Origin of the sequence: Acinetobacter calcoaceticus (assembly GCF_900520355.1) — a bacterium.
Taxonomy (GTDB): Bacteria; Pseudomonadota; Gammaproteobacteria; order Pseudomonadales; family Moraxellaceae; genus Acinetobacter; species Acinetobacter calcoaceticus_C.
Window position 1 is genome coordinate 701,866 of sequence record NZ_LS999521.1, and the last position, 24,716, is coordinate 726,581.

Annotated in this window: 25 protein-coding genes; 16 read left to right on the forward strand and 9 right to left on the reverse strand. The window is 39.6% G+C overall.

The features are described from left to right. Window positions 1-60: 60 nt before the first annotated feature. Together AC2117_RS03410 and yccS are read right to left on the reverse strand one after the other, a co-directional pair. Window positions 61-636, reverse strand: a complete 576-nt coding sequence (locus AC2117_RS03410) for an SdpI family protein (protein ID WP_133971930.1) — start codon at window positions 634-636, stop codon at window positions 61-63. 100 nt (window positions 637-736) lie between these two features. Beyond that, window positions 737-2,911 carry a YccS family putative transporter gene (gene yccS / locus AC2117_RS03415; RefSeq protein ID WP_133971932.1) on the reverse strand — a complete coding sequence of 725 codons (2,175 nt, stop codon included), beginning with the start codon at window positions 2,909-2,911 and terminating at the stop codon, window positions 737-739. 126 nt (window positions 2,912-3,037) lie between these two features. Between yccS and AC2117_RS03420 the strand changes: the two genes are divergently transcribed. Further along, entirely contained in the window at window positions 3,038-4,252 is a 1,215-nt protein-coding gene (locus AC2117_RS03420; RefSeq protein WP_133971934.1) for a multidrug effflux MFS transporter, read from the forward strand. A gap of 25 nt (window positions 4,253-4,277) precedes the next feature. Here AC2117_RS03420 and AC2117_RS03425 read toward each other — a convergent pair whose 3' ends face one another. After that, entirely contained in the window at window positions 4,278-4,985 is a 708-nt protein-coding gene (locus AC2117_RS03425; RefSeq protein ID WP_133971936.1) for a nitroreductase, read from the reverse strand. Between the two features lie 507 nt (window positions 4,986-5,492). On the opposite strand from AC2117_RS03425, the gene AC2117_RS03435 reads away from it, so the two are divergent. The 6 genes from AC2117_RS03435 to sbmA all read left to right on the forward strand — a co-directional run bounded on the left by AC2117_RS03435 (window position 5,493) and on the right by sbmA (window position 11,615). Continuing rightward, window positions 5,493-5,696 (forward strand): hypothetical protein, encoded by a 204-nt coding sequence (locus AC2117_RS03435; protein ID WP_133971938.1) that lies wholly within the window; start codon window positions 5,493-5,495, stop codon window positions 5,694-5,696. A gap of 157 nt (window positions 5,697-5,853) precedes the next feature. Beyond that, window positions 5,854-6,021 carry a hypothetical protein gene (locus AC2117_RS03440; protein WP_133971940.1) on the forward strand — a complete coding sequence of 56 codons (168 nt, stop codon included), beginning with the start codon at window positions 5,854-5,856 and terminating at the stop codon, window positions 6,019-6,021. A gap of 99 nt (window positions 6,022-6,120) precedes the next feature. Next, on the forward strand, window positions 6,121-7,596 hold the full coding sequence (locus AC2117_RS03445; protein ID WP_133971942.1) for an alanine/glycine:cation symporter family protein: 1,476 nt from the start codon (window positions 6,121-6,123) through the stop codon (window positions 7,594-7,596). A 170-nt stretch (window positions 7,597-7,766) separates the two neighbouring features. Continuing rightward, window positions 7,767-8,741, forward strand: coding sequence for a patatin-like phospholipase family protein (locus tag AC2117_RS03450; protein ID WP_227549223.1), 975 nt, complete (start codon window positions 7,767-7,769; stop codon window positions 8,739-8,741). Between the two features lie 204 nt (window positions 8,742-8,945). Beyond that, complete coding sequence (locus AC2117_RS03455) at window positions 8,946-10,181, forward strand: threonine ammonia-lyase (protein WP_042897705.1); 1,236 nt, start codon at window positions 8,946-8,948, stop codon at window positions 10,179-10,181. A 237-nt stretch (window positions 10,182-10,418) separates the two neighbouring features. Beyond that, on the forward strand, window positions 10,419-11,615 hold the full coding sequence (gene sbmA, locus AC2117_RS03460; RefSeq protein WP_133971944.1) for a peptide antibiotic transporter SbmA: 1,197 nt from the start codon (window positions 10,419-10,421) through the stop codon (window positions 11,613-11,615). A 39-nt stretch (window positions 11,616-11,654) separates the two neighbouring features. Here sbmA and AC2117_RS03465 read toward each other — a convergent pair whose 3' ends face one another. Continuing rightward, window positions 11,655-12,404 carry a DUF4850 domain-containing protein gene (locus AC2117_RS03465; protein WP_133971946.1) on the reverse strand — a complete coding sequence of 250 codons (750 nt, stop codon included), beginning with the start codon at window positions 12,402-12,404 and terminating at the stop codon, window positions 11,655-11,657. Between the two features lie 122 nt (window positions 12,405-12,526). Between AC2117_RS03465 and AC2117_RS03470 the strand changes: the two genes are divergently transcribed. The 3 genes from AC2117_RS03470 (at window position 12,527) to AC2117_RS03480 (ending at window position 15,030) form a co-directional block, all read left to right on the forward strand. After that, a complete protein-coding gene (locus tag AC2117_RS03470) occupies window positions 12,527-13,591 on the forward strand; it encodes a DUF1176 domain-containing protein (RefSeq protein WP_133971948.1) in 1,065 nt (354 codons plus the stop codon). Between the two features lie 39 nt (window positions 13,592-13,630). Then, window positions 13,631-14,401 (forward strand): hypothetical protein, encoded by a 771-nt coding sequence (locus tag AC2117_RS03475; protein WP_133971950.1) that lies wholly within the window; start codon window positions 13,631-13,633, stop codon window positions 14,399-14,401. Window positions 14,402-14,511: 110 nt separating this feature from the next. Beyond that, window positions 14,512-15,030, forward strand: coding sequence for a hypothetical protein (locus tag AC2117_RS03480; protein ID WP_197730980.1), 519 nt, complete (start codon window positions 14,512-14,514; stop codon window positions 15,028-15,030). A 79-nt stretch (window positions 15,031-15,109) separates the two neighbouring features. Here the strand turns inward: AC2117_RS03480 and AC2117_RS03485 are convergent, their stop codons facing one another. The 5 genes from AC2117_RS03485 to gatC form a co-directional block, all read right to left on the reverse strand. After that, entirely contained in the window at window positions 15,110-15,688 is a 579-nt protein-coding gene (locus AC2117_RS03485) for a DJ-1/PfpI family protein (RefSeq protein WP_197730981.1), read from the reverse strand. A gap of 170 nt (window positions 15,689-15,858) precedes the next feature. Then, window positions 15,859-16,320 carry a hypothetical protein gene (locus tag AC2117_RS03490; RefSeq protein WP_133971952.1) on the reverse strand — a complete coding sequence of 154 codons (462 nt, stop codon included), beginning with the start codon at window positions 16,318-16,320 and terminating at the stop codon, window positions 15,859-15,861. A 112-nt stretch (window positions 16,321-16,432) separates the two neighbouring features. Continuing rightward, window positions 16,433-17,902: an Asp-tRNA(Asn)/Glu-tRNA(Gln) amidotransferase subunit GatB gene (gene gatB / locus AC2117_RS03495; protein ID WP_133971954.1), complete on the reverse strand. Its 1,470-nt coding sequence runs from the start codon at window positions 17,900-17,902 to the stop codon at window positions 16,433-16,435. Further along, a complete protein-coding gene (gene gatA / locus AC2117_RS03500; RefSeq protein ID WP_133971956.1) occupies window positions 17,902-19,380 on the reverse strand; it encodes an Asp-tRNA(Asn)/Glu-tRNA(Gln) amidotransferase subunit GatA in 1,479 nt (492 codons plus the stop codon). The genes gatB and gatA overlap by 1 nt, the downstream gene beginning before the upstream one ends. Window positions 19,381-19,433: 53 nt before the next feature. Continuing rightward, window positions 19,434-19,748 carry an Asp-tRNA(Asn)/Glu-tRNA(Gln) amidotransferase subunit GatC gene (gene gatC / locus AC2117_RS03505; RefSeq protein ID WP_000107699.1) on the reverse strand — a complete coding sequence of 105 codons (315 nt, stop codon included), beginning with the start codon at window positions 19,746-19,748 and terminating at the stop codon, window positions 19,434-19,436. Window positions 19,749-19,881: 133 nt separating this feature from the next. Here gatC and AC2117_RS03510 point away from each other — a divergent pair, with 133 nt between their 5' ends. The 6 genes from AC2117_RS03510 to AC2117_RS03535 all read left to right on the forward strand — a co-directional run bounded on the left by AC2117_RS03510 (window position 19,882) and on the right by AC2117_RS03535 (window position 24,704). Beyond that, window positions 19,882-20,922, forward strand: a complete 1,041-nt coding sequence (locus tag AC2117_RS03510; RefSeq protein ID WP_004789315.1) for a rod shape-determining protein — start codon at window positions 19,882-19,884, stop codon at window positions 20,920-20,922. 16 nt (window positions 20,923-20,938) lie between these two features. After that, window positions 20,939-21,796, forward strand: coding sequence for a rod shape-determining protein MreC (gene mreC / locus AC2117_RS03515; RefSeq protein ID WP_133971958.1), 858 nt, complete (start codon window positions 20,939-20,941; stop codon window positions 21,794-21,796). Further along, window positions 21,783-22,274: a rod shape-determining protein MreD gene (mreD, locus tag AC2117_RS03520; RefSeq protein ID WP_042897684.1), complete on the forward strand. Its 492-nt coding sequence runs from the start codon at window positions 21,783-21,785 to the stop codon at window positions 22,272-22,274. Before mreC ends, mreD begins: the two co-directional genes overlap by 14 nt. Then, window positions 22,262-22,822: a Maf-like protein gene (locus AC2117_RS03525; RefSeq protein ID WP_133971960.1), complete on the forward strand. Its 561-nt coding sequence runs from the start codon at window positions 22,262-22,264 to the stop codon at window positions 22,820-22,822. Before mreD ends, AC2117_RS03525 begins: the two co-directional genes overlap by 13 nt. Window positions 22,823-22,936: 114 nt before the next feature. After that, entirely contained in the window at window positions 22,937-24,391 is a 1,455-nt protein-coding gene (gene rng / locus AC2117_RS03530) for a ribonuclease G (protein WP_042897681.1), read from the forward strand. Window positions 24,392-24,530: 139 nt separating this feature from the next. Beyond that, window positions 24,531-24,704, forward strand: a complete 174-nt coding sequence (locus AC2117_RS03535; protein ID WP_075431535.1) for a PA1571 family protein — start codon at window positions 24,531-24,533, stop codon at window positions 24,702-24,704. The last annotated feature ends 12 nt before the right edge of the window (window positions 24,705-24,716 follow it).

Below are 24,716 nucleotides of genomic sequence, written 5' to 3' on the forward strand. Positions count from 1 at the left end.
TCATTTGTTTTTACCGCAATAAAAAACCTCCATAAGGAGGCTTTTTTATGAAATCAAAACTTACAGGGTTTTCGGTTCGCCTACAGCTTCTTTTAAATGCGTGCGAATCGTATTGAACGAGAAATTTTTAGAATCCATGCGCTTAGGTAAAATATAAGCACCTTGTTGTTCTTGGCCTTTTGGATCTTTTACTTTGAAATTTACCAAGATGAAATCAGGTGCATTGTACCATTCGTAGATATTTTTCCATCCAATTGTACCAACGCCTTCTTGTTGGCCCATTTTTTGGCGCATCACAATACCATGAGGTTGCACGCCCAAACGAATACCTTTGATTTCCTGCACCGGAAATTCATTCATTTTGCGTTTAACGTACCATTCTAATCCGTATTTACGACCTAGGTAGTAAAGTACTACAGAGACAATAGCAACCCAGCAAAAAATAGTAGAGTAGTTCTTGATAAAAACAAGACCCAAAATAGCGAGGGCTAAAACTACACCCATAATCGCCCAAATTTTTGTGCTGATTTTATTGGTACTGCGCCAGATAAGAAGCTGTGCATTACGTTGTTCAGCTTCTGACACGTCATAGGGAACAGGCTGAAGCGTATAAGCGTATAAATTTTTCGCGGTCATAGTGCAAATAACAAATTGTAAACTGTTTTAAGTTTAGCACTAATTGGCATAAGTCAGGAAAGGTTATTATGCCAATTTAATACTAAATTCCGACTCAAATTTATAACGATGCAAGCTCACTGGCATCATTATCAAGATCATGACTTAGACGTTGTTTTAGCATACTAAATCGGTTCAACACACCAAGCATGAGCGATAGTTGTTGTAAAATAATGAGTGATTTTTGATCGTTTTCATCATTTTGGCTTAGACGTTGACGTATCGTTTGGAGCATATTTTGTGCTGTAAGATCAGGCATTTCATCTCTTAATAGAGCCCCTTGAATATCATCTAAGGCTTGGTCTAATAATTTAAGAACAGCTTGATCTTGGAGGCTTTCTCGGTGTGCCCCAAGTGCTGCGATATAGCTTAAAAATGTATGGTTTAAACATAAAAACTCAAAAATATCGGATTTACGAGTCGGGTCAAAGTCTGGTTCAGTTGCTAAAGTAGAAATAAGTGAAGCAACTTCAGCATCTGTATTATGTGCAGCTCGACGTACAATCCGGTAATTTAGCGCATGATTACGGCCTTCATGATATTGTCTGACGACTTCAGCTAAATAATTGCATTGAGCTTGTAGGGAGCGCCTGATGTTGCGAGGCAGGCGTCGGAATTTCCAGTCAGGCCAAATAAATGTCACGCCAAACCAAGCTAAAGCACATCCTATTAAAGTATCTATAAATCTTGGAATTGCCGCAGCCATCGCTGAACCATCTAGATTAAAGTTAATTAATGCCAAAATTGTGATGAAGGCCGTTGCCTGCGCATATTGTTTACTGCGTAATTCAAAAAACAGGACTCCACTTACTATCAACATGAATAGTTGTCCTTCGGTTGAAGGAATTAAGAAGATAATCGCAAGTCCAACAATAATACCCACTAATGTTCCAACAATTCGTAGACGTAAGCGGCGCTTGGTCGCGTTAAAATTAGGTTGGCTTACAAATAGAGCTGTAAGCATAATCCAGTAGCCATATTCAATATTGGTCATTTGGATGAGCACATATCCAATAAATAAAACAATCGATACACGAATCGCGTGGCGGAACAGCACAGATTCAGGAGTTAAATTTTGTTTTATCCGAATGACAATATCATTCCATCCTTGTAGATCATCATCTTTAAGCTGGTTTTCGGCTTGTTTCACTTTATCAGATTGGATGTGTTGTTCTGTTTCTAAGTTGAGTAACTGGGAGTCGATAGATTTTAAATTCTGGTATAAAGCGAAAAGCGCATTTACCCATAAAATGTCGTAATGCTGATCACGACGTAACTTTTCTAATGAGAGGCGTAGGTTTTCAAAGCTTTGTTTAAACCTTTTATTATGGTTATAAGGTTTACGTTGCAAGATACATTCATTTAACTCTTGGCAAGCTTTGCCTTGGATCGCCAAAATTCGTTGGAATCTAAATAAAATATCACTGTGCTGAAAAATTTTAGCTAATTTTTGATAGTCGATATGAGCGGAGTCTGCACGTTCATGAATGTCTTGAGCGACAAAATAATAATGTAAGCTTCGGCGTGTATCTTTTTGCCCACGGTCGCCTTTTAAACGAGTTAATAAAGCTGTTTTTAAGTCATTAAAAATCGTAATTAACTTACCGTTTTCTAATGACAGTTCGATCATACTTTGCTGATAGCTGGCAGCAGTCATATCTACATCAAACAAATTTGATTTTGCAAATAGAAAATCACCTAGCGATGCATAAGAGGCAGCCAGTTTGTCTTGCAGTTGACGAACAGGAAAGAGTAAAAAGCTAATGGTTGCAATGAGGCCATACCATGCAGCACCTGCAACTAAAAGGGTAGGTTGGATATACCAGTGGTCGAAGAGGTGAACACCTAGCATGGTATAGACTGAAACAACCAAACATCCATAAGAGATGGTTGCGTAACGACGTCCCAGCGAACCTAATAAAATCCAGCCAATACATGAAGCAATTAACCCCAAAGCAAAAGCCATTGGGTAGGGGAAAAGTAGTTGTACGGAAGCTGCGGTAACAAAGAACCCAATATAGGTATAAATCAGGTTCATGATTCGTACTGAAAAGCGATCATCAATATCGCTTAAACCTGCTGCGACTACACCTAAAGTAAGTGGAATTGTTGCTAATTGATAGCCTAAAAAATAAGGCACGAAAGCAGTTCCTGAAAAGGCTATCAGCATTCGCACGTTATACATAAATGTTGTGTTATAAGTCGCTCTTTTTAGGCGTTTAAACCAAGATTTCAAAGGAAGTCCTTGCTGATCAACCTGAGTGATAAGGATTTGTGTATTTCTACACCAATGTTGCACAAATCATACGATAGACAGTGTAAGCTTGTCTGTATGCAAATGATTGAAAAATGAAATATCGTTATGTCTGAACAAACAGCCCAGCGTCAATATTCTATTGGCTGGATTATGTTGCTCGCTTTGCTTACGGCTTTAGGGCCATTATCCATCGATATGTACTTACCTGCTTTGCCACAAATGGCCGATGACTTTGGGGTAAGTACGCAAATGGTGGCAAATACACTACCAGCTTACTTTTTTGGTTTAGCTGTTGGGCAATTGATTTATGGTCCTCTAAGCGATCGGATCGGTAGAAAAAAACCACTTTATTTTGGTCTAGCACTTTATGCAGTCGCAAGCTTATTTTGTGTATTGGCTACAAATGAATGGGGCTTGATTGCTGCTCGTATTTTGCAAGCTTTAGGTGGCTGTGTCGGCGTGGTTATGGCTCGTGCAGCAATACGCGATAGATTAGATGTTCAAGGCTCGGCACAAGCTTTTTCAAGCATGATGATTGTAATGGGGTTAGCACCTATTTTGGCACCTATGATTGGGGCATGGATTTTAATTTGGTTTCCGTGGCAAGCGATTTTTATTGCGCTTTCAATCGTGGGAGCAATATGCTGGCTATGTGTACATTTCTTTTTTAAAGAAACTTTGGCAACCGATAAAAGACTCAAGCTGTCACCATATCAGGTAGTTACCCTCTATGGGGCTATTTTCAAAGATGCGAGTTTCCGTTTACCTATGTTTGCAGGCTGTTTAACAGGGGCGGCGCTATTTTGTTATATCAGCTCAGCACCAGCAGTTTTTATGGATCAATACGGACTGAATCAGCAAGAGTTTGCTTATGCCTTTGGACTAAATGCTTTTGGCATTATGTTGATGTCATCTTTAAATAAGCATTTAACATCACGTGTTGAAATCACTAAACGGTTAAAGGCAGGTTCACTCGTGCAAGTGACTGGCGCCATTATCGTATTTATTGCGGGTTTAATTCCTGCGGCACCTTTATGGCTTGTGATGTTAGGGTTGTTTTTAGCTATTTCAGGCATTGGTTTAACAGGACCAAATGCAATGGCGCTCGCAATGTCTAAACAAGGTGCCCGTGCAGGAACAGCCAGTGCAATTATGGGAAGTATGCAATTCGCTTGTGGCCTCTTGGGTGGCGTACTGCTTAACTTCCTGATTTGGTCTGCATCGCTCAATATGGGTGTGATGATGGTGTTATTTACGCTGAGTGGATTTGTTGTCGTGTTAAAAGCGGCGCAGCAAGTAAAAGCCAAGCCATTCTCATAGTTTAAAAAGAATGGCGACTTAGATATTATTCGTCTAGAAAAACTGCAAAATTTTCAACAGGTTCTCTAGGAGTAATGAAGGTATTTACAATGTGGTTGGGATCAGCATGACCTAACGCAATTGCACAAACTAGCTCTTCATCATTTGATGCACCCAACACATCTAAAACAATAGGGTGGAAATGGTTCCAGGCTGCTTGTGGGCATGTATCTAAACCGCGCGCCTTGGCAGCAACCATCACGTTTTGGATCATCATTGCGATATCCATTTTAGACCCGATTCCCATCGTTTTATTTACTGTAAAGAAAAGGCCGACTGGTGCATCAAACAGTTTAAAATTACGTAACTGCTGTTCAGCCATTTTTTCTTTTTCACCTTTCTTAATGTCGAGTAGACCATAGAGCCCCCAACCATTTTCGCGTCGGCGGTCAATAAAAGGGGATACCCATTTTTCAGGGTAATAGGCAAAAGTTTCTTTATATTGTTCTGCAAGTTCTGGATTTTTTGAAATTTCAATTTGTGCTGCACAGACACGTTCAACCATTTGATTACGCTTGTTGCCTGTTACTGCATAGACTTTCCATGGTTGAGTATTTGTTCCAGAAGGTGCTCGACTTGCGACTTGTAATATATTTTTAATGACTTCTGGCTCAATTGGAGTATTTAAAAAAGCGCGGACAGAATGTCGAGAAGTGATAGCTTCATCAACGAGACGAACTTGTTCCAGATTCATGAGTACTCCTATATCTTTTTCTTAAATATTTCATACTTTTTGAAGCTTAATTTCATGTTTTGAAAGTACTTCATTTATAAGCAAAAAATATTAGAAAAGAGATATCCTTACAGGTATGATAATTTAATTAGTTTAGACATATTGTCTGATTAATCATAATTCGAATATGCCACTTTAGATTTAAATAGACAAAATAGAGTGATTTTGTCGGTTATAAAAATAAAAGCATAACAGTGAGTGGGTGAAAAATATTCAATTGAAAAAAAGGTATAATATGTTTAAAAACAGTACAAAACGGATAGTTTTATATAAAATATGACCATTTTTTATATAAAACTTTAATGAAAAATATACACAAAACGTTAAATTTCTGCATAATACCGACTTTTTTACGCAGGTATGATTTCTCCATACTCACGTTAGGAAATATTGGCTGCAAACAAAATCCCTTTACAAAAAGGATCTAGGTGCAGAAATGGAGAAATACACGAGGTATAGGAGCTTTACATGAGTCTATCACTCATCAACAAGCAGTTCATGAAACAAGGATTGGCGATTACCATTGCAACCATGAAAATGAACGTAACTCACGCAGCTACTGAGTCACAAAAAATACAACAGCTTAGTACAGGTCTCAACGCACTCTTCTTTGATCATGGAGATCAGAGCTCAGATAGTCGCGTTATGGCGATCGCTTGTTACAGTCTTTGAAATTTATATCCAGTTTAGACATTTGCTCAAAAGTATATGTAAATATGCTTATTGGCTTAAATCCAGATTTTGTATAACTCGCTTAATTGATGGGAATCATTAGACGAGTTTATTTAGCGGTGGTCATTTGTTAGTTTTCAAGTTTACAGCTGAGTCGATGCATGCTGTTTTTCCGAAAGCGGAAAAGTTCAGTCGTGCAATGATATTATTTTATCTGAAGGTCGCTTTCTCTCATGCAACCTTCAAAGGCTTAGTGTTGGGCATGATGTTGCTTAAACTTGTGACGATAATTGCTATTCAATTGACATTAAAAGTTTTTTCTTGAATTTACTGAAAAGTCCCAGTTTTTTGGGGCTTTTTTGTTTATTGCAGTATTTTGGCATGTGCTCTTAGCACATTAGCAAGGAATGTAAGCGGACCGAGTATGAATGAACAACTCAATGCCACACTGATGTCGTGGGTAAAATTTTTTAATGACCCTTTATGGGACTTTTTGGTTATTTTCTTGCTGGCTGTAGGTATTTTTTATACGGTCTTAACAGGTGCAGTGCAAATTCGCATGTTCTTGCAAAGTATCCGTGTTATGAAAAGCAGTCGTACAGAAGGAGCAGATGAGCATGGTCTTACACCTTTTCAGGCGTTTGTAACAGGCCTTGCGAGCCGTGTTGGGGTTGGTAATATTGCTGGTGTAGCAATTGCCATCGCAATTGGTGGTCCTGGTGCAGTGTTCTGGATGTGGGTTACTGCTGTTCTTGGTATGAGTTCTGCTTTTATTGAGTCTACACTTGCTCAACTATTTAAAGTTAGAGATAGTAAGACTAAACAGTTCCGCGGTGGACCAGCCTACTATATTACTCAAGGTTTACGCAGTAAAACCTTTGGTGTGGTCTTCGCACTTGCATTGATCTTTACCTATGGTTTCGTATTCAACTCAGTTCAAATCAATGCGATTGCTAATGCATCTTCACATGCTTGGGGTTGGGACAAAGCTAATCTTATTGCTCATTTAGGTGGCGTTGATTTAGAAATTTCATGGGTTGGCCTTGCTCTTGTCGTTTTAGTGGCATTGGCAATTTTTGGTGGTATTAAACGTATCGCTAAATTTGCAGAGATGTTTGTACCTTTAAAAGCAGGTCTTTACCTAGCTGTTGCTCTATATATTGCAATCAGTAACTATGCAATTTTGCCTGATATTTTAAAGCTGATTGTGACCGAAGCTTTCAATTTTAATTCTGCAGCAGGTGGTTTCTTTGGTGCGGCAGTATCAATGGCAATGATGCAAGGGATTAAGCGTGGTTTATTCTCTAACGAAGCTGGTATGGGTTCTGCACCAAACGCTGCTGCTGCATCTGATGTAAAACATCCTGTAAACCAAGGTTTGGTACAAATGCTCGGTGTATTTGTAGATACTTTCATTGTATGTACAAGTACTGCAATCATCATTTTGGTTTCTGGTGTTTATCAAGATACAGCTTTTGTCGGTGTTGAATTAACACAACGTGCCTTAGAAACTCAAGTTGGACATTGGGGCTCAGACTTCCTTGCAGTTCTATTATTCTTATTCTGTTATTCAGCTGTACTAGGTAACTATGCCTATGCAGAAGGTAATGTACAGTTTATTAATAACAATCCGAAAGTAATGTTCATCTTCCGTATTTTTGTATTGGTGATGGTGTACTTTGGTGCAATTGGTAGTGTTCCGCTCGTTTGGTCTATGGCTGACTTGTTTATGGGTATCATGGCAACCATTAACTTGATTGCAATCGTACTATTAACGCCGATGGCACGCACATTGTTGAAAGATTACCGTGAACAATTGAAAAAAGGCATTAAAGAGCCTGAGTTTAAAATTGATAAGTATCCGGAATTGAAGAAAAAAGTTGATTCAGATATCTGGTAAGTTTAAAAAAGGCCTCTTATAAATAAGGGGCCTTTTTCATAAGGGTATAGATAAAATACTTGAGTCTAAATTTTAAACATGACAAATTAAATAAATTCGATACAGCTTTTCACGAGACTAGCAACTAAAATTGCAATCCGAACTTAAACCTCATAGTGCGAAGATAGGCCATGAAACAGCTTAAATTGTGGGTTCTCGGACTCTCTATTGTGTTGGCAGGGTGCCAGACCACTACACACTTATCTGCTGCTCTAAAATCACCAACAGCGGAGGCTTATGCTCGCTCTGTTGATCAGCCATTTGCGCGAATTAAAAAACAGCAAAAACGTCCAGTTGTTGCGCTCGTATTGGGTAGCGGTGGAGCACGAGGTTATGCTCATATCGGTGTTATTGAGGTTTTAGAACAACATGGTATTCGGCCAGATTTTATTGTAGGTACCAGTGCCGGTAGTATTGTTGGAGCACTTTATGCAAGCGGTAAAAGTCCTGCTCAATTACGTGATACCGCATTAAAAATGAAAGCTGGCGATGTGCGTGATATTAGTATCGGGCTAAAAGGTTTTTTTGATGGTAAAAAAGTAGAAAACTACGTTAACCAGCAAGTTAACAACATGCCACTCGAAAAAATGAAAATTCCAATGTATGTAGTTGCAACAGAATTAAAGCATGGCACTAAAACTGTATTTAACTATGGCAATACGGGACAAGCGGTTAGGGCATCTGCTTCAATTCCAAGTATGTTTGTACCCACTAAAATTGGCAAATCTGAATATGTAGATGGCGGCTTAGTCAGTCCAGTACCCGTTGAAGTCGCACGAGATTTAGGCGCTGATGTGATTATTGCGGTTGATATTTTAGCTCAGCCTATTTATACAGAAACATCGAATGTCTGGGGACTGTTTAACCAGAATATTAATATTATGCAAGGTCGCCTAGCGGCAGAAGAATTACAATATGCAGATGTTGTTATTCAGCCAGATTTAAGAGAAAAAGCGCATATTTTTGATGTGAAAGGCCGTGAAGCCACCATGAAATCTGGCATAGATGCAGCTAACGCTAAACTTTCCGATATTCAATTTGCAATTGATGAAAAAATAGCTGAACAAAATTTATCTACGGATGGTTTGAGCGCACAAACCCAATGATTTAACGTTAATCTTTTGAAAATTAAATAAAAAGCCTGAGTAGGGCTTTTTTTTATGTGAGTTTAAATCCTTAATTTTTGGAATAAAAATTTTTGTATATTAGGTACATGTTGGATATGCTGAAAACTCTTATGACCAATATGAAATATTGAGGTCATTTTTAAAAAATAATTGATTTGTAATGTATTGAGGCTGACTAGATAAATGATACAGCAACAGGTTAAAAATGGGTTTCCAACATTAGATGATGTTCATGCTGCCGCAGAGCGTTTGGAAGGTTTAGTCGTAAAAACTCCTTTTGTTTTCTCAGAAACCATTTCTAAAACCTTAGGGGCTGAAATGTGGCTGAAATTTGAAAACTTACAATTTACAGCTTCTTTTAAAGAACGGGGCGCACTGAATAAACTGCTGTGTTTATCTGATCAAGAAAAACAAAATGGCGTTATTGCAGCTTCGGCAGGTAATCATGCGCAAGGTGTAGCCTATCATGCTCAGCGCACAGGTGTAACAGCGACCATTGTGATGCCGAAGTCTACGCCTAATGTAAAAGTGCAGCGAGTGCGTGAATATGGAGCACGGGTAATTTTACATGGGCAAGATTTTTCTGAAGCTGCTGCTGAAATGCATCGCATTGCTCAAGAAGAGTCTTTAACGATTATCCACCCGTTTGATGATGCAGAAATCATTGCAGGTCAAGGAACCATTGCACTCGAAATGCTTGCAGCTGTGCCTGATCTAGACATTTTAGTGGTGCCAATTGGTGGCGGTGGCTTAATTTCAGGTATTGCGATTGCTGCCAAAGCCATAAATCCAAAAATTAAAATTATTGGGGTGCAGTCAGTCGTTTACCCAAGTATGGCTAAGTTGCTTTGTAACTATCAACTTGCTGTTTCAATGGGTTCAACAGTTGCTGAAGGTATTGCAGTTAAAACCCCAGGTGAGCTTACGACCCAAGTTGCTAAAGAATATGTTGATGACATTGTTGTTGTCACCGAAGATATGATTGAAGAGGCAATTGCGCTGTTACTCAATATTGAAAAAACAGTCTGTGAAGGGGCAGGTGCGACAGGTATTGCTGCAATTATGTCTCGTCCAGATCTATTTTTAGGTCATAAATTGGGTGTGGTGCTGTCTGGTGGCAATATTGATACACGTGTTATGGTCTCTGTATTGCAACGTCACTTAACGCGTACAGGTCGTATGGTTCGTATTCGTGTTGAATTACCAGACAATCCGGGGGCTTTAGCTCGTTTAACCGCAATTATTGCTGAGCAAGGCGGTAATATTTATGAACTTCGCCATGAGCGATTCGCGGCTACAAGCCGTGCTAAGGAAAGTGCAGTAAGTGTTGACGTTGAGCTTAAAAGTGCCTCAGACCTAGATTTGCTCATTCAGGCAATGCAGTTGGAAGGTTATATTGTCCGTAAAGAAGAGATTTAATCTCTGATATTGCTGTGTTATAAAAGCCGTATATGGCTCTATTGAGGGTCATATACAAGGCAATTTAAATGGATTAAATTGCCCAAAAGGGATGAATTTACAAAAAAACGATCAAATCCTTCAATGAAACGAGAAAAACTGACAATTCTCTAAACTTTGCACTTCACAATTTTAAGGTTTAGGTTTTAGTATTCTTCTCATTGTAAATTTGAAGAAATATAAGGATATCCACGCTTAATGTTCAAATCATTTTTTCCATCACCACGATATTTTTTTATATCAGTGGTCGTTTGGCTCGCGCTAAATATGGTGCTCTGGTATACAGGTGGGGATCATTGGGGGGAGTATTTAGGCTTTCCTCATGGTTATGTAGATGCTGAGTTACCTATTGGTGTAAGTCGATTTTGGTCACCTGCATTTTTATGGTTCTATCTCTGGTTTTTAGTCTCTACTGCTCTTTTTGCTGGTTTTTGGAAAATTATTTCTAATAATCCATGGCAGCGTTGGTCTATATGGGGTTCTGCATTTATTTTGTTCAATATCTGGTTTGCTGTTCAGGTCAGTGTTGCAATTAATGCATGGTATGTACCATTTTGGGATTTAATCCAGAAGATGCTTTCCAATGGGGGGGGGAATGTTTCGGCACTTTATAGCGAGACCTTAGTGTTTCTTTATATTGCAATGGTGGCTGTAACTCTAGCCGTGATTAATGCTTTTTTTACCAGTCATTATGTATTTCGTTGGCGTACGGCAATGAATGAATACTACACAGAACATTGGGAAAAGCTGCGTCATGTAGAAGGTGCCTCACAACGTGTGCAAGAAGATACAATGCGTTTTGCAACTATTTTGGAAGATTTAGGAGTCGAATTGGTAAAAGCTCTAATTACTTTAATTGCTTTCTTACCCATTTTATTCCAATTGTCTAAACATGTGCCTGTTTTACCCATTGTTGGTGAGTTAAATCATTCTTTAGTATGGGCTGCAATAGTATGGTCAATTTTCGGTACCGTTCTGTTAATGGTCGTAGGCGTAAAGTTACCAGGCTTGCAATTTAATAATCAGAAAGTTGAAGCAGCCTATCGTAAAGAGTTAGTCTATGGCGAAGACCATGCAGACCGCGCAAAACCTGCTACCTTACGTGAGCTATTTAGTAACGTACGTAAAAACTATTTTAGACTTTATTTCCACTATGCCTATTTTAATATGACGGCAATTTGGTATGGCCAACTTGATGTTCTGTACAACTTGGTTGTCCTTTTTCCATCGATTGCTGCTGGTAAACTTACATTAGGTTTAATTCAACAAATTGCAAATGTGTTTGGGCGTGTACGTGAATCTTTCCAATATTTAATTAGTTCATGGAAAACAATTATTGAACTACTTTCAATTTATAAGCGTTTAAAAGCCTTTGAATCGATATTACACAAATAAAAGAAAGCCCGCGAAAGCGGGTTTTTTATGAGTTTGGGTTTAATGAGTTGCGTTATAAAAGTTGAGAATAGGGCCAACCAAAGACTGTTGCGATTTATCTAAGGTCACCTGAATATCTTTATAGTTAAACGTGTCTTCGTCGTAATATTTCGCAATGCCATGTGTTTTATTATTAAGTTGGGGAATTTGATAACTAAAAAAAGCCACTTTCTTTGATGGATGAACAATATTGATCAGTTTTTTAGAGTCTTTATAACCACCAAACTCATTTTCAAGACTTTCTTTTAAAAGCTCTGGAAAATAGAGCGTTGCGTTTGGTAGTCCGCAGCCGACACAAAAAGAAGAATCGTAAAGTTCTATGGCCTGTTTTTGATCTGTACTCATCGCTAAAGCAAAACCGCTACCGTTGGCACCTGCATTTGCCTGCACGTTTTGCCAATTCCTAGGCACAAGCACTAACCCTATTTCAGGTAATGCAAGAAGCTTAAGCTGCTTGGCATGTTGAGCATCGAGTTTAAAATTAAAGCGGCAATTTTTTAGTGTGCATTTTTCAAAATCTTTAAGTAACCCATCATCTGTTGGGCTTAGCGCAGTAACACCATAAAACGGTACTGTAACGCTATTTAAAAATTTTGCCTCTCCAAGCTTGTAGAACTGATTATCTGCTTTGCGGGTTGCGGCAGAGCTATAAAACTTTGGGAAATGGGGTGTAAAGCTTTTTACTTCGGCATGTGTAATTGAAGCTGTACTCACTAATGCGATACATAGTAAAAAATATAGTTTTTTCATTTTTAAAAAGTAATCATTTAAATTTTATATCAACCTAGCATATTCTTTTAAACTAGACGGTAACCCAAAATTTTATACTGTTTTAATTTAATAATAAAACAGACCTGTAGAGACATGAAAAAATGAAAAAAATGCTTTCAATCTGCTGTTTAGCAGTGATGAGTTCTTATAGTTTTGCTCAAGAAATAAAAGGTATTTCATTTTCACACCAAGAATGGGAAATTTCTTGTAGCAACACAGGAACTTGTAAGGCGGCAGGTTATCAAAATGAAGAAAATGGTGATAATCCAGCGTCGCTGCTATTGGTGCGTCAAGCGGGCCCAAAGCAACCTGTACAGGCTGAATTTGCTTTATCGGACTACGAACAAAGCTTGCCTGCAAGTCAGCTTAAAAATATCCACTTTTATGTGAATGGCAAAGATTTAGGCACCGTTACTGTAGATGGTGTTGAGCTGCCATTAATGGGTAAATTGAACAATTCGCAAGTCAACGCTTTACTCCAGCAGTCTAAACAAAGAACTGAAATTGTATTTAAAAATGCACAGCATCAATGGAAAATTTCTGATGCAGGAATGACTGCTGTTTTATTAAAAATGGATGATTTTCAAAAGCGTGTAGGAACGGTCGGTGCTTTGGTTAAAAAGGGAAATGCTAATGAATCAAAAGTGTTGGCAGCCCAACCCAAATTAATTGTAAAGCATGTCAAAACTGCGGCTAAGCCATATTTGACGTTACAGTCAAACAGTAAACAATATCAAGCAATACACCGTAGCTTGATGGCAGCTCAAGCGAACCCTAAAGAACAAGGTTTTTGCGAGGGAATCTATGGTGGTAGCGATGGATCTGAGCCGCAGAAAATTGAACTTTATAAACTTACCAATAAGAGAGTTTTAGCAACTACTCTATGTTGGAGAGGCGCCTATAACGAAGGGAATGGTGCTTGGGTACTTGATGAGTCTTTGACTGGTAAAGCCACTTTTGTAACTGAGACAGCATCGGATTTTGACAGTGGAATTATTAGTAGCGCTCAAAAGGGAAGAGGCATTGGAGATTGCTGGGCAAGTGAAGAATGGGTGTGGGATGGACAAAAGTTTGTACATACGAAAGATATGTGGACAGGTATGTGCAAAGGTTTGGCAGCAGGGGGCGTATGGGAGCTTGATAAAATTGAGTCTATTGTCAAATAGCTTGGTGGTCGACTAAAAATATCTTTAGGAAAAGAATAAATGATTAAAAGGAAAAAAGAGATAGCTTTCTTGGTTGTAGCTGGAATGTTTGCTTGTTTTGCCAGTCCTGCTTTTGCTGCACCTTTGGATATTTTAGAGTTTAAAAAAACACAGTTAAGCCAAAATGAGCAGGACCAAGTTTGTATACAAGTTAAAAATATTTGCGAGCATCCTGATCAATGGCGGATTTTAAAAACAGTAGATCAGAAATTATGGCTTCTGTCGGGTGGCGATATTATTCAATTTAATCACTCTGCGGCGGGGCTTAAAGTATTGAGACAGTGGCATGTAGATTTTTCTAATCAAAAGGAGGGCACATCTGTTGGGCAATTTATTTTTCCCAAGCTTTTTCCTATGGCCCAAAACCGTTATGCCATTGCTGTAATCGACTCATTTTCTGAAATGTATTCAGGAGGCGGTGCAAATATTGAGCGTGCTAGTTTTTATGAGTTAACTGATTCTGGAAAGACACACCAGTTTATTGCGAACTATCCATTTAGTTTTAGTCGGATGATCAGAGCCTGTTTTTCTGAGCAAGACTATGAAAGTTCCAAAGGGAATTGTCATGATGAGGATTCTTTAAGTCTGGATATTCGTCCCCTCAAACCGTTATTGTGGCAATTTCGCTATCGTTATAGTTTAGGCGTATCACCCGCCTCAGATTCGGGTGAGAAATCATATAAGGATAGTCGAAACTTAAATATTGACTTAAATAAAGCACCAGAACAACCGAGCATTCCTGAAACATGGAATTATGCTGGAATGGGTTAAGGATTAAATCAGTTGATAAATTTGAAGAAGTAGACGATTTACAGAGTCATAACAGGTAACTCCACTCGCTCTGTGATACAAAGAACAGATTGTTTATTGGAGCTAGACCTATGTCACGTCATGTTTATGCGATTGCCCGCCGTAAGTTTTCACATCTGAGCCGTTCAGTTGGTATGGCAATTGCTGTATTGGGTACAACTCAAATCGCGATGGCTGGTCCAACAGTCGATCAGTTGAGTGACTGTTTAGTTAAGGCCACAACCACTTCAGACAAGACCACTGTACTTCAATGGACATTTACGGCTTTAGCTGCCCATCCTGATTTAAAAGCATTTAGTAATGTAACACCTGAGCAAAAAGATCAGTTAGACCAAAAACTGGCACAGGTTTTACAACGTGTGATTGTGGAGCAATGTTCTACCCAAACTAAAGCTGTGATTCAAGCGGAAGGTGTTAAGGCAGTCGGCGAGGCTTTCCAGCAGTTAGGTCAAAGCGCGGGTGAAGATATTGTTAAAGACCCAGCAGTTAAACAGCAGTTGCAGGGAACATTGCGCTATATCGACTTAAATAAATTAGTAACAACGTTTTTAACACCAGAGATTTGGAATAAGTTGGGCATTACAAGATAAAAAATCTAGTTTTCTATTTTAGTAATAAAGCCTGCTCTTAAATAGCAGGCTTTATTTTAATTAGAATAAAGAGATCTATTTAGATACTAATTGTTGCCCCTAAAACTTTCACAAATTGCGCTAACCAAGCAGGATGTGCAGGCCAAGCAGGCGCAGTCACTAAATGTCCATCTGTAACAGCTTCGGTCACAGCAATATCTGCGTATTGTCCACCTGCTAATTTTACTTCGGCAGCACATGCTGGATAAGCCGAACACAAGCGGTCTTTTAATACGTCTGCCGCAGCAAGTAACTGAGCGCCATGGCATACGGCTGCAATTGGTTTTTTCACTCGATCAAACTCACGCACAATTTCGATAACACGTTCATTCATGCGTAAATATTCTGGTGCACGACCACCCGGAATGACTAAGCCTACATAGTCTTCAGTATTAACCGCCTCAAAATCATAGTTAATGGCAAAATTGTGACCGCGTTTTTCGCTATAGGTTTGGTCACCTTCAAAGTCATGAATAGCAGTAGCAATATGGTCGCCGTTTTTTTTATTTGGGCAAACAGCATGTACGGTATAACCTAAACCAGTTAAAAACTGAAAAGGAACCATAGTTTCATAGTCTTCAGCGTAGTCACCGACCAACATTAAAATCTTTTTAGACATGATTTATCTCTCTTTTTAAAATATAAGTTATCTAAAGTTTTAATTTAAATTAGCACAGTCACTGTGTAGTTTTTTAGGAAAAAGCGCATTCTTTAGTCGAAGGATGTTTCATAAGTGATATAAAAAAGCCTCGATAAATCGAGGCTTTTTAAAGCTCATTAGGTCTTTTCTTATAACTGGCAAGCTTTACCTTGATATTCATAACGGTTGACGATGTATTCCTTACCATTCCATCGATAAATAGCAAAACAGAAGCCTGGACCGCCATTTTCAATATCAAGCCAACCATCTTTGCCTTTAGTTTTCAAAAAGGTAGGTATGCCAGAGTCACTAAATAGTTGTTTCCATTTACCGTCTTTTTGCTGTGAAATAATATGGTAGCCAACGCCAGTATTGCCATAGCACATGCTACTATCTTGAATAATGGCATCTTTACGGCCATCACCATTTAAATCTTGATAAATAATAATTTCACCAGTATCGCAGTTGCCTTTCCAGCCATGTTTTGTTTTTTTGAAATCTGCAGCTTTAAAAATAGATGCCACTTCACTTTTTGGAATTTGAATAGATTGAGCGAAAAGTGTCGAGTTTATTAACAATAAAGAAGTCGTAATAAGTAATCTAATTTTCATGGTTAACCTATTAGGGATGGTTTTAGTTTAAAAATTTATTGTGGGTTCATTAAGTTTATAAAACAGATAAAAAACCCGCTCTAAAGCGGGTTTCTTTTTAAAGTAGATTAGCTTAACCAATTAATTTCTTCATTAATTCATTTACTTGCGCAGGGTTGGCTTTACCCTTAGACGCTTTCATGACTTGACCTACAAGACCGTTAAAGGCTTTTTCTTTACCAGACTTGTATTCTTCAACCATTTTTTCATTGGCTGCAAGTACTTCTTTAATGATTGCTTCAATTGCACCAGTGTCGGTTTCTTGCTTTAAGCCTTTTTCCGCAATAATGTCATCGGCAGATTTACCTTCCGATTCCCACATAAAGCCAAAGACTTGTTTCGCAATCTTACCGCTGATGGTGTTATCAACAATACGTGCAATCATGCCACCAAGCTGTTCAGCAGAAACAGGTGAGTCTGCTAAGTCTAGGTTTGCTTTGTTTAAAGCACCTGAGAATTCACCCATTACCCAGTTTGCAGATACTTTACCTTGTGCGGCACCGCCCGCAGCAGCCACAACAGCCTCGAAAAAGTCCGCCATTTCGCGTGAGAGCGTAAGTACATGTGCATCGTACTCAGTTACACCAAAGTCTGCGATAAAGCGTGCACGGCGTGCAGCAGGTAGTTCTGGAAGCGCAGCACGAGCAGCTTCAATTTGCTCATCTGCAATAATCACTGGTAACAAGTCTGGATCTGGGAAGTAGCGGTAATCATTCGCTTCTTCTTTAGAACGCATTGAACGCGTTTCCATTTTGTTTGGATCGAATAAACGTGTTTCTTGGTCGATGCTTCCGCCGTATTCCAAAATTTCCATTTGGCGTTCAATTTCAACATTGATCGCTTGCTCGATGAAACGGAATGAGTTGAGGTTTTTCAACTCACAGCGTGTACCAAATGGCTGTCCCGGACGACGTAAAGACACGTTACAGTCTGCACGGAATGAACCTTCAGCCATGTTACCGTCAGAAATACCTAACCAACGCACAAGTGTGTGAATTGATTTGATGTAAGCCACAGCTTCTTCAACCGAACGCATATCTGGTTCAGATACGATTTCAAGTAACGGCGTACCAGCACGGTTTAAGTCAATGCCAGACATGCCTTCAAATTGGTCATGAATAGATTTACCCGCATCTTCTTCGAGGTGAGCACGTGTTACGCCAATACGTTTGATTGTGCCATCTTCAAGCTGGATATCAACATGGCCCAAGCCAACAATCGGGTTATCCATCTGGCTAATTTGGTAGCCTTTTGGCGAGTCAGGATAGAAATAGTTTTTACGTGCGAACACAGAAGCTTGGTCGATGTATGCATCGATACCCAAACCAAAGCGAATCGCAAGATCAACCACTTTTTGATTGAGAACAGGCAAAACACCTGGCATGGCCAAGTCTACAAGGCTCGCTTGAGTGTTTGGGTCTTGACCGAATTCAGTCGATGAACCAGAGAAAATTTTAGAGTTGGTTGCAAGCTGAGTGTGGATTTCGATACCAATAACGACTTCCCAACCGTCAATCAATTTCAACTTTTGAGCTTCAGCCATTATGCATTCTCCTCAGCAATTGCCGCACGTTTGGTATGCCAGTCAGTAGTTTGTTGGTATTGATGAACAATTGACAACAATTGTGATTCGGACCAATAGTTACCAATCAACTGTAAGCCGACAGGTAAGCTGTCTTTGTCAAAACCAACAGGAGCATTAATCGCTGGTAAGCCTGCTAAGTTCACTGCAAGTGTATAGATATCACCTAAATACATTTCAGTTGGACTTAAGTTTGCACCAATTTTATAAGCAGTGGTTGGTGCAGAAGGAGCAGCAATCACGTCTACATTTTCAAATGCTTTTAAGAAGTCTTGTTGAATTAAACGACGTACTTTTTGCGCTTTCACATAGTAAGCATCGTAATAACCCGCAGAGAGGGCATAGGTACCAATTAAGATACGGCGTTGAACTTCTGGACCAAAACCTTCTGAACGCGAACGCTTGTAAAGATCCATCAAGTCAGCCGGGTTTTCACAGCGATAGCCGTAGCGAACACCATCGTAACGAGACAAGTTAGAAGATGCTTCTGCTGGTGCGATGAGGTAATACGTTGGAACATAGGCTTCAGTCATATTGAGATCAATCTCAACAAGAGTTGCACCCATTTCTTCCAGCTTTTTCAAAGACTCTTCAACACGAGCTTTTACGTCAGCATCTAAACCAGCAACGTTGAAATACTGTTTAGGAATACCAATACGTAAACCTTTTACAGATGTGCCATTTAAGTTTGCAACGTAGTCATCAACTTCTTTTTTAACAGAAGTTGAGTCTTTTGCATCGTGACCTGCCATTACATTCATTAGGAAAGCACAATCTTCAGCAGAACGTGCCATTGGACCTGCTTGGTCAAGTGATGATGCGTAGGCAATGATTCCGAAACGAGATACGCGACCATAGGTTGGTTTTAAGCCCGTTAAACCACAGAAAGAGGCTGGTTGGCGAATTGAACCACCTGTATCAGTACCCGTTGCAAAAGGCGCTAAATCAGCTGCTACTGCCGCAGCAGAACCACCAGATGAACCACCCGGAACATGATCAAGTGCCCATGGGTTGTTCGTTGCACCTACATATGAGCTTTCCGAAGTTGAACCCATCGCAAACTCGTCCATATTCACTTTACCTAAAGTGACAAGACCAGCTGCTTTAGTTTTTTCAACAACAGTTGCATCGTAAGGAGAGATGAAATTGTCTAATATTTTTGAACCAGCAGTTGTTTTAATGCCTTTGGTACAAAAAATATCTTTGTGTGCCAGAGGAATACCCGTTAGAGCAGTTGCATTACCTGCTTTTAATGCAGCATCGGCAGCGTCTGCTTCTGCAAGCGCTTGTTCAGGTGTAACCGTCACATAGCTTTTAACTTGTGAGTCGATTTTAGCAATACGTTTTAAATAGTGTTCAGTCAGTTCGCGAGATGAAAACTTCGCTTGGCTTAAGCCCTCAGCAAGTTCACGAATTGATAAGCGATGTAAATCAGTCATGAGTAAAATTTCTTTACATTCAAAATAGGGAAGATGGGTTAATTGAGTAAAAGTTATTCAATCACGCGAGGAACAAGATACAAACCATCTTGAGTTGCTGGTGCAACTGCTTGGTACTCATCTCGATGATTGCTTTCAGTTACCACATCAGCACGTAAAGGTTGAGGATTGTCAAAAGGACTTTTCAAAGGTTCTACGCCTTCCGTATCAATGCCTTTTAAGGTTTCCATCATGCCTAAAATTTTATTTAGACTTTGAGCATATTCAGCAGATTGCGTATCATTGAGCGACAATCGAGCAAGATTGGCGATTGCTGAAACTGTTTGTGCATTTAAATCTGCTGAATGCTGTGCATCCGATGTAGACATAACATCACCTAATCAGTATTAAAAATTTTCAAAATATCGTGCGTTATAATAAGCGATTGACTTGTTCAAATCATCACATTTAGTTTAAAGTTGCCACCTTGCATCCACATGAAAGTTTAACTGAGAACGAACCGTGATTCTAAAACGACTAATTGGCTTGTTTTCGCCGGATCTAGCCATTGATTTAGGTACAGCAAATACACTTATTTATGCACCAGGCCGCGGCATTATATTAAATGAACCAACAGTTGTGGCAATTCGTCACAGTGGTTCACAAAAAATTGTTGCTGCTGTAGGTCTAGATGCTAAGCAAATGTTAGGCCGTACACCTGCGAATATTTCTGCAATTCGTCCAATGAAAGACGGTGTAATTGCGGATTTTGAAGTGACTGAAACCATGTTAAATCAGTTTATTGGTAAAGTTCACGAAAAACGTTTGTTCCCACCTGCACCTCGTGTGGTTGTATGTGTACCATGTAAATCAACTTTGGTCGAGCGTCGTGCAATTCGCGAAGCAGTATTTAATGCTGGTGCCCGTGATGTTCGTCTCATTGAAGAGCCTATGGCTGCTGCAATTGGCGCAGGTATGCCAGTTGAACAGGCGTGTGGTTCTATGGTTGTGGATGTTGGTGGCGGTACAACAGAAATTGCAATTATTTCATTGCAAGGTTGTGTCTATGCTGACTCTTTACGCATCGGTGGTGACGTATTTGATGAGCAAATCATCAATTATGTTCGTAAAGCTCATGGTTGCGTGATTGGTGAAACCACAGCAGAAATTATCAAAAAAGAAGTCGGTATGGCTGTTTCTGATGGCACAACATTAGAAATTGAAGTACGTGGTCGTAACCTTGCAGAAGGTGTACCTCGTGCAATTACCGTAACTTCTGACGAAATTACTCAAGCAATTTCTGATCCATTACAAAACATTGTAAGTGCAGTAAAATCAGCACTTGAGCAAACTCCTCCAGAACTTTCTTCTGATATTGCTGAGCGCGGTATTGTGTTGACAGGTGGTGGTGCATTGCTCCGTAACCTCGATAAATTATTAGCTCAAGAAACAGGTTTACCGGTTGTTGTTGCTGAAGATCCTCTTACTTGCGTGACCCGTGGTGGTGGTAAAGTATTGGAATTCTTTGACAACCCGAACCATGACATGCTTTTTGTTGGTTAAGTTTAAGGATTAGGCGGTGCAACAGAATATTTTTTCAAGACAGCCGCCATCTTTCCGCTCGTTCATTATTGCGGTCATTACATGTTTGGTTGTGCTGTTTTTTGACTGGCGCATGCCTTATGTAATTCAGCCAGCAAGGGATGTCTTGTACGCTGCATATAATCCAATTTATGCATTGGCTAGCTATCCGGTACTGTCGAGAGAATGGCTGAATCAACAAACAAAATCTGAAGCACAGCTGCGTCGTGAAAATACTGCGATGCAGGCTGAGTTGTTACAAGCCCAAGTCCGATTACAGAAGCTTTCTGAACTATCAGCTGAAAATACCCGTTTGCGAGGTCTGCTTGATACGCCATTAATTATTGATGGTCGTATGGAGATTGCCGAAGTGATTGGTACCGATGCGGACCCATTGCGTCATATCATCATTATTAACCGAGGCTCTATGGACCATCTTAAGGTCGGCCAAACGGTTTTAGATGATAAGGGGATTATGGGGCAGATCATTAATGTATATCCTCATAGCTCACGTATAATGCTGTTATCAGATAAAGAACATTCACTTTCTGTGCGCCTTGAACGCACCGGAATGCGGGCAATTGTTTCTGGTACGGGTGATTTGGGCCGTTTGAAAATGGAATATGTTCCGACCAGTGCGAACATTCAGGTGGGGGATAAAGTGTTTAGCTCAGGTTTGGGTGAACATTTCCCAGCAGGTTATGCAGTGGGTACAGTTGCTAAAATAAGACGTCATAATTCAGGTGAATTTGCTGAAATTGATGTAACACCAGCAGCGCAATTAGCAACAGGACACCATGTTGTAGTGCTTTTCTCTGAGTCATTAGCGAAGGAGCAACCTTATGCCGATCGCTAAACTAAAGCGAGAAAAGAACAATGATCCATTATGGGGGATTATTATCTCCGTTATTATTGGATCAGTACTCATGATTTATCCGTTGTCTTACGATATTTCAGGCTGGCGTCCATTATTCATGCTGATGATTACGCTATTTTGGGTCGTCTGTCAGCCTTCTTGGTGTGGTGTCTGGTTTGCATTTGGAATGGGAATTTTTACAGATTTATTGCTTGATGCACCGTTAGGACTCAATGCTTTAAGTTTTGTCATTATGACTTTTCTAACCCGTTTTTTAATTCGGGAACGCCGTATTTTAACTTTTGGTAATTTGTGGACAATTGCAACTCTGGTCATTATTGCCCATTTAGTATTTATGTGGGTAACACAAACCATGGGTGGTATTCACTTTTCGCTTGCTAGACATTGGCAACCATTGATGACAAGTATCATCACTTGGCCAATCGTCTATTATTGTTTGGCAAAATGGCGCATATAGTTTTAGCTTCTAGTTCTCCTCGTCGGAAGGAACTATTACAACAATTGGGTTTGGTTTTTGAAATCTATAGCCCAGATATTGATGAACCAGTTCATAAGGATGAACTGGTTCATCAATATGTTGAACGTTTAGCGAGAGAAAAAGCGCAAACTGTATTAAACCTTTTTCCAGAAGCAATTGTTATCGCTGCCGATACGAGTCTTGGGCTTGATGGCCAAATTATTGGCAAGCCTGAATCGAAAGATCATGCTTTTGAAATATGGAAACAACTATCTGGACGCTGGCATGACGTATTTTCAGGGATATGTATTGCCACTCAACAACAAGTTTTGAGTCAGGCGGTACAAACACAAGTTGAGTTCCAACATCTGACTATACAAGATATGGAAGACTATTGGGCCACAGGTGAGCCTGTAGGGAAGGCCGGTGGGTATGCAATTCAAGGAATAGCTTCTCAATATATTCCCCAAATTCAAGGAAGTTATAGTAATGTGGTAGGACTTCCTTTATACGAATTTGCACAGTTATTAAAAAGAGTAAAGACATAAAGGGGTTGTTATCATTCTTAATTGAATAGCATTGTCGATGAACACTAGACAAAGTTAAAGTTAACAGCTTCTCTGACTCTTTAATAAAAATTTTATAATGCTTTGAGTTTATGTATGTCAGAAGAATTACTTATTAATGTCACGCCTATGGAGTGTCGGGTGGCATTAATCGAAAATGGAACTGTTAATGAGCTGTATGTTGAGCGTACGGTCAAGCGCGGTCTAGTCGGTAATATTTACAAAGGCAAAGTCGTGCGAGTGCTTCCGGGTATGCAAGCTGCTTTTGTTGATATCGGTTTATCTCGAACAGCCTTCTTACACATCAATGATATGGTTTGGCCTCGTTCACAACCTACCCCCAATGTCTTTGAGCTATTACATCCCGGTCAAACCCTGACCGTTCAAGTCATGAAAGATATGTTAGGAACGAAAGGGGCACGTCTGAGTACAGATCTTTCAATTCCTTCTCGTTATCTGGTTCTCATGCCATATGGTAACCATATTGGCGTATCGCAGCGTATTGAGTCTGAAGAAGAGCGAGATAGATTACGTAATATTATTGAAGGTATTCAATCTGAACATAATCTGCCGGGTAGTGTGATTGTACGTACGGCTGCCGAAGGTGTGGATGAGGCAGAAATTGCACGGGATATGTGCTATCTGAGTAAATTATGGGAATACATCCAACGTAAGCAGATTGATGTTGCAGTTCCTTCCTTAATTTTTGAAGAACTTCCATTACCTCAGCGTATTATTCGAGATTTAGCAAGCGAAGAGACGGCAAAGATCTATGTCGATTCGAGAGAAATTCATGCCAAACTTATGGAGTTTGTTGAAGAATTTGTTCCGAATATGCAGAGTCGACTCATTCATTATCCGGGTGAGCGACCGCTATTTGATCTTTATAATGTCGAAGAAGATATCCAAAAAGCCCTTCAAACCCGTGTAGCTTTGAAATCTGGTGGTTATCTTATGATCGACCAGACTGAAGCCATGACAACGATTGACGTGAATACCGGTTCATATGTCGGTGGTCGTAGTCTTGAAGACACGGTTTTTAAAACCAATATGGAAGCGACACAAGTCATTGCACGTCAACTTAGACTGCGTAATTTGGGTGGTATTCTCATTATTGATTTTATTGACATGCAAGAAGCAATTCACCGTGAAGAGGTGATGCGTCAATTTGAAAAAATGCTTGAGCGCGATCACGCCAAGACAAAAATTACTCAAGTGTCAGAACTTGGGCTGGTCGAAATGACCCGTAAACGAACACGTGAATCGTTAGAACATTTGCTGTGTGAGTCGTGTCCAACGTGCCAAGGGCGTGGTTTTGTCAAAACAGCAGAGACAGTGTGTTACGAGATATTTCGTGAGATATTACGCTATACCCGCGCATTTGAGTCAACGAGTGGCTTTACTGTCGTTGCCCATCCTTCTGTGATTGACCGGTTATTAACAGCAGAAGCGCCAGCAGTGGCTGATTTAGAGCATTTCATCAACCGTGTGATTAAATTTCAGGTCGAAAATTTATATACGCAAGAGCAATACGATATCATTTTAAGTTAAAGTTGTAACAAGATATCGCTTAATCCTTGTTACAACTGAAATTTTACTTTCATTCATGAATTTTAAATACTACTTACATACAGTAGCCGTAGACGTTCTCCCTATTTAACGTCTTAGCAAACAATAAGAGGTATAACCCATGAATGTAAGTGAAAACTTAATTAGCAACGGTCTTAAACATGTTTTAGATAGCACGCCAGTCAATAGCTGCTATATGTTGAATGACCAAGGTAAAGAAGTGCCGATTACAACTGCGATGATTCGTTCAGTATGTCATCAGTTGCTTAACCAGTGCCGCACAATCAAAAAATAAGGGGCCATTTCA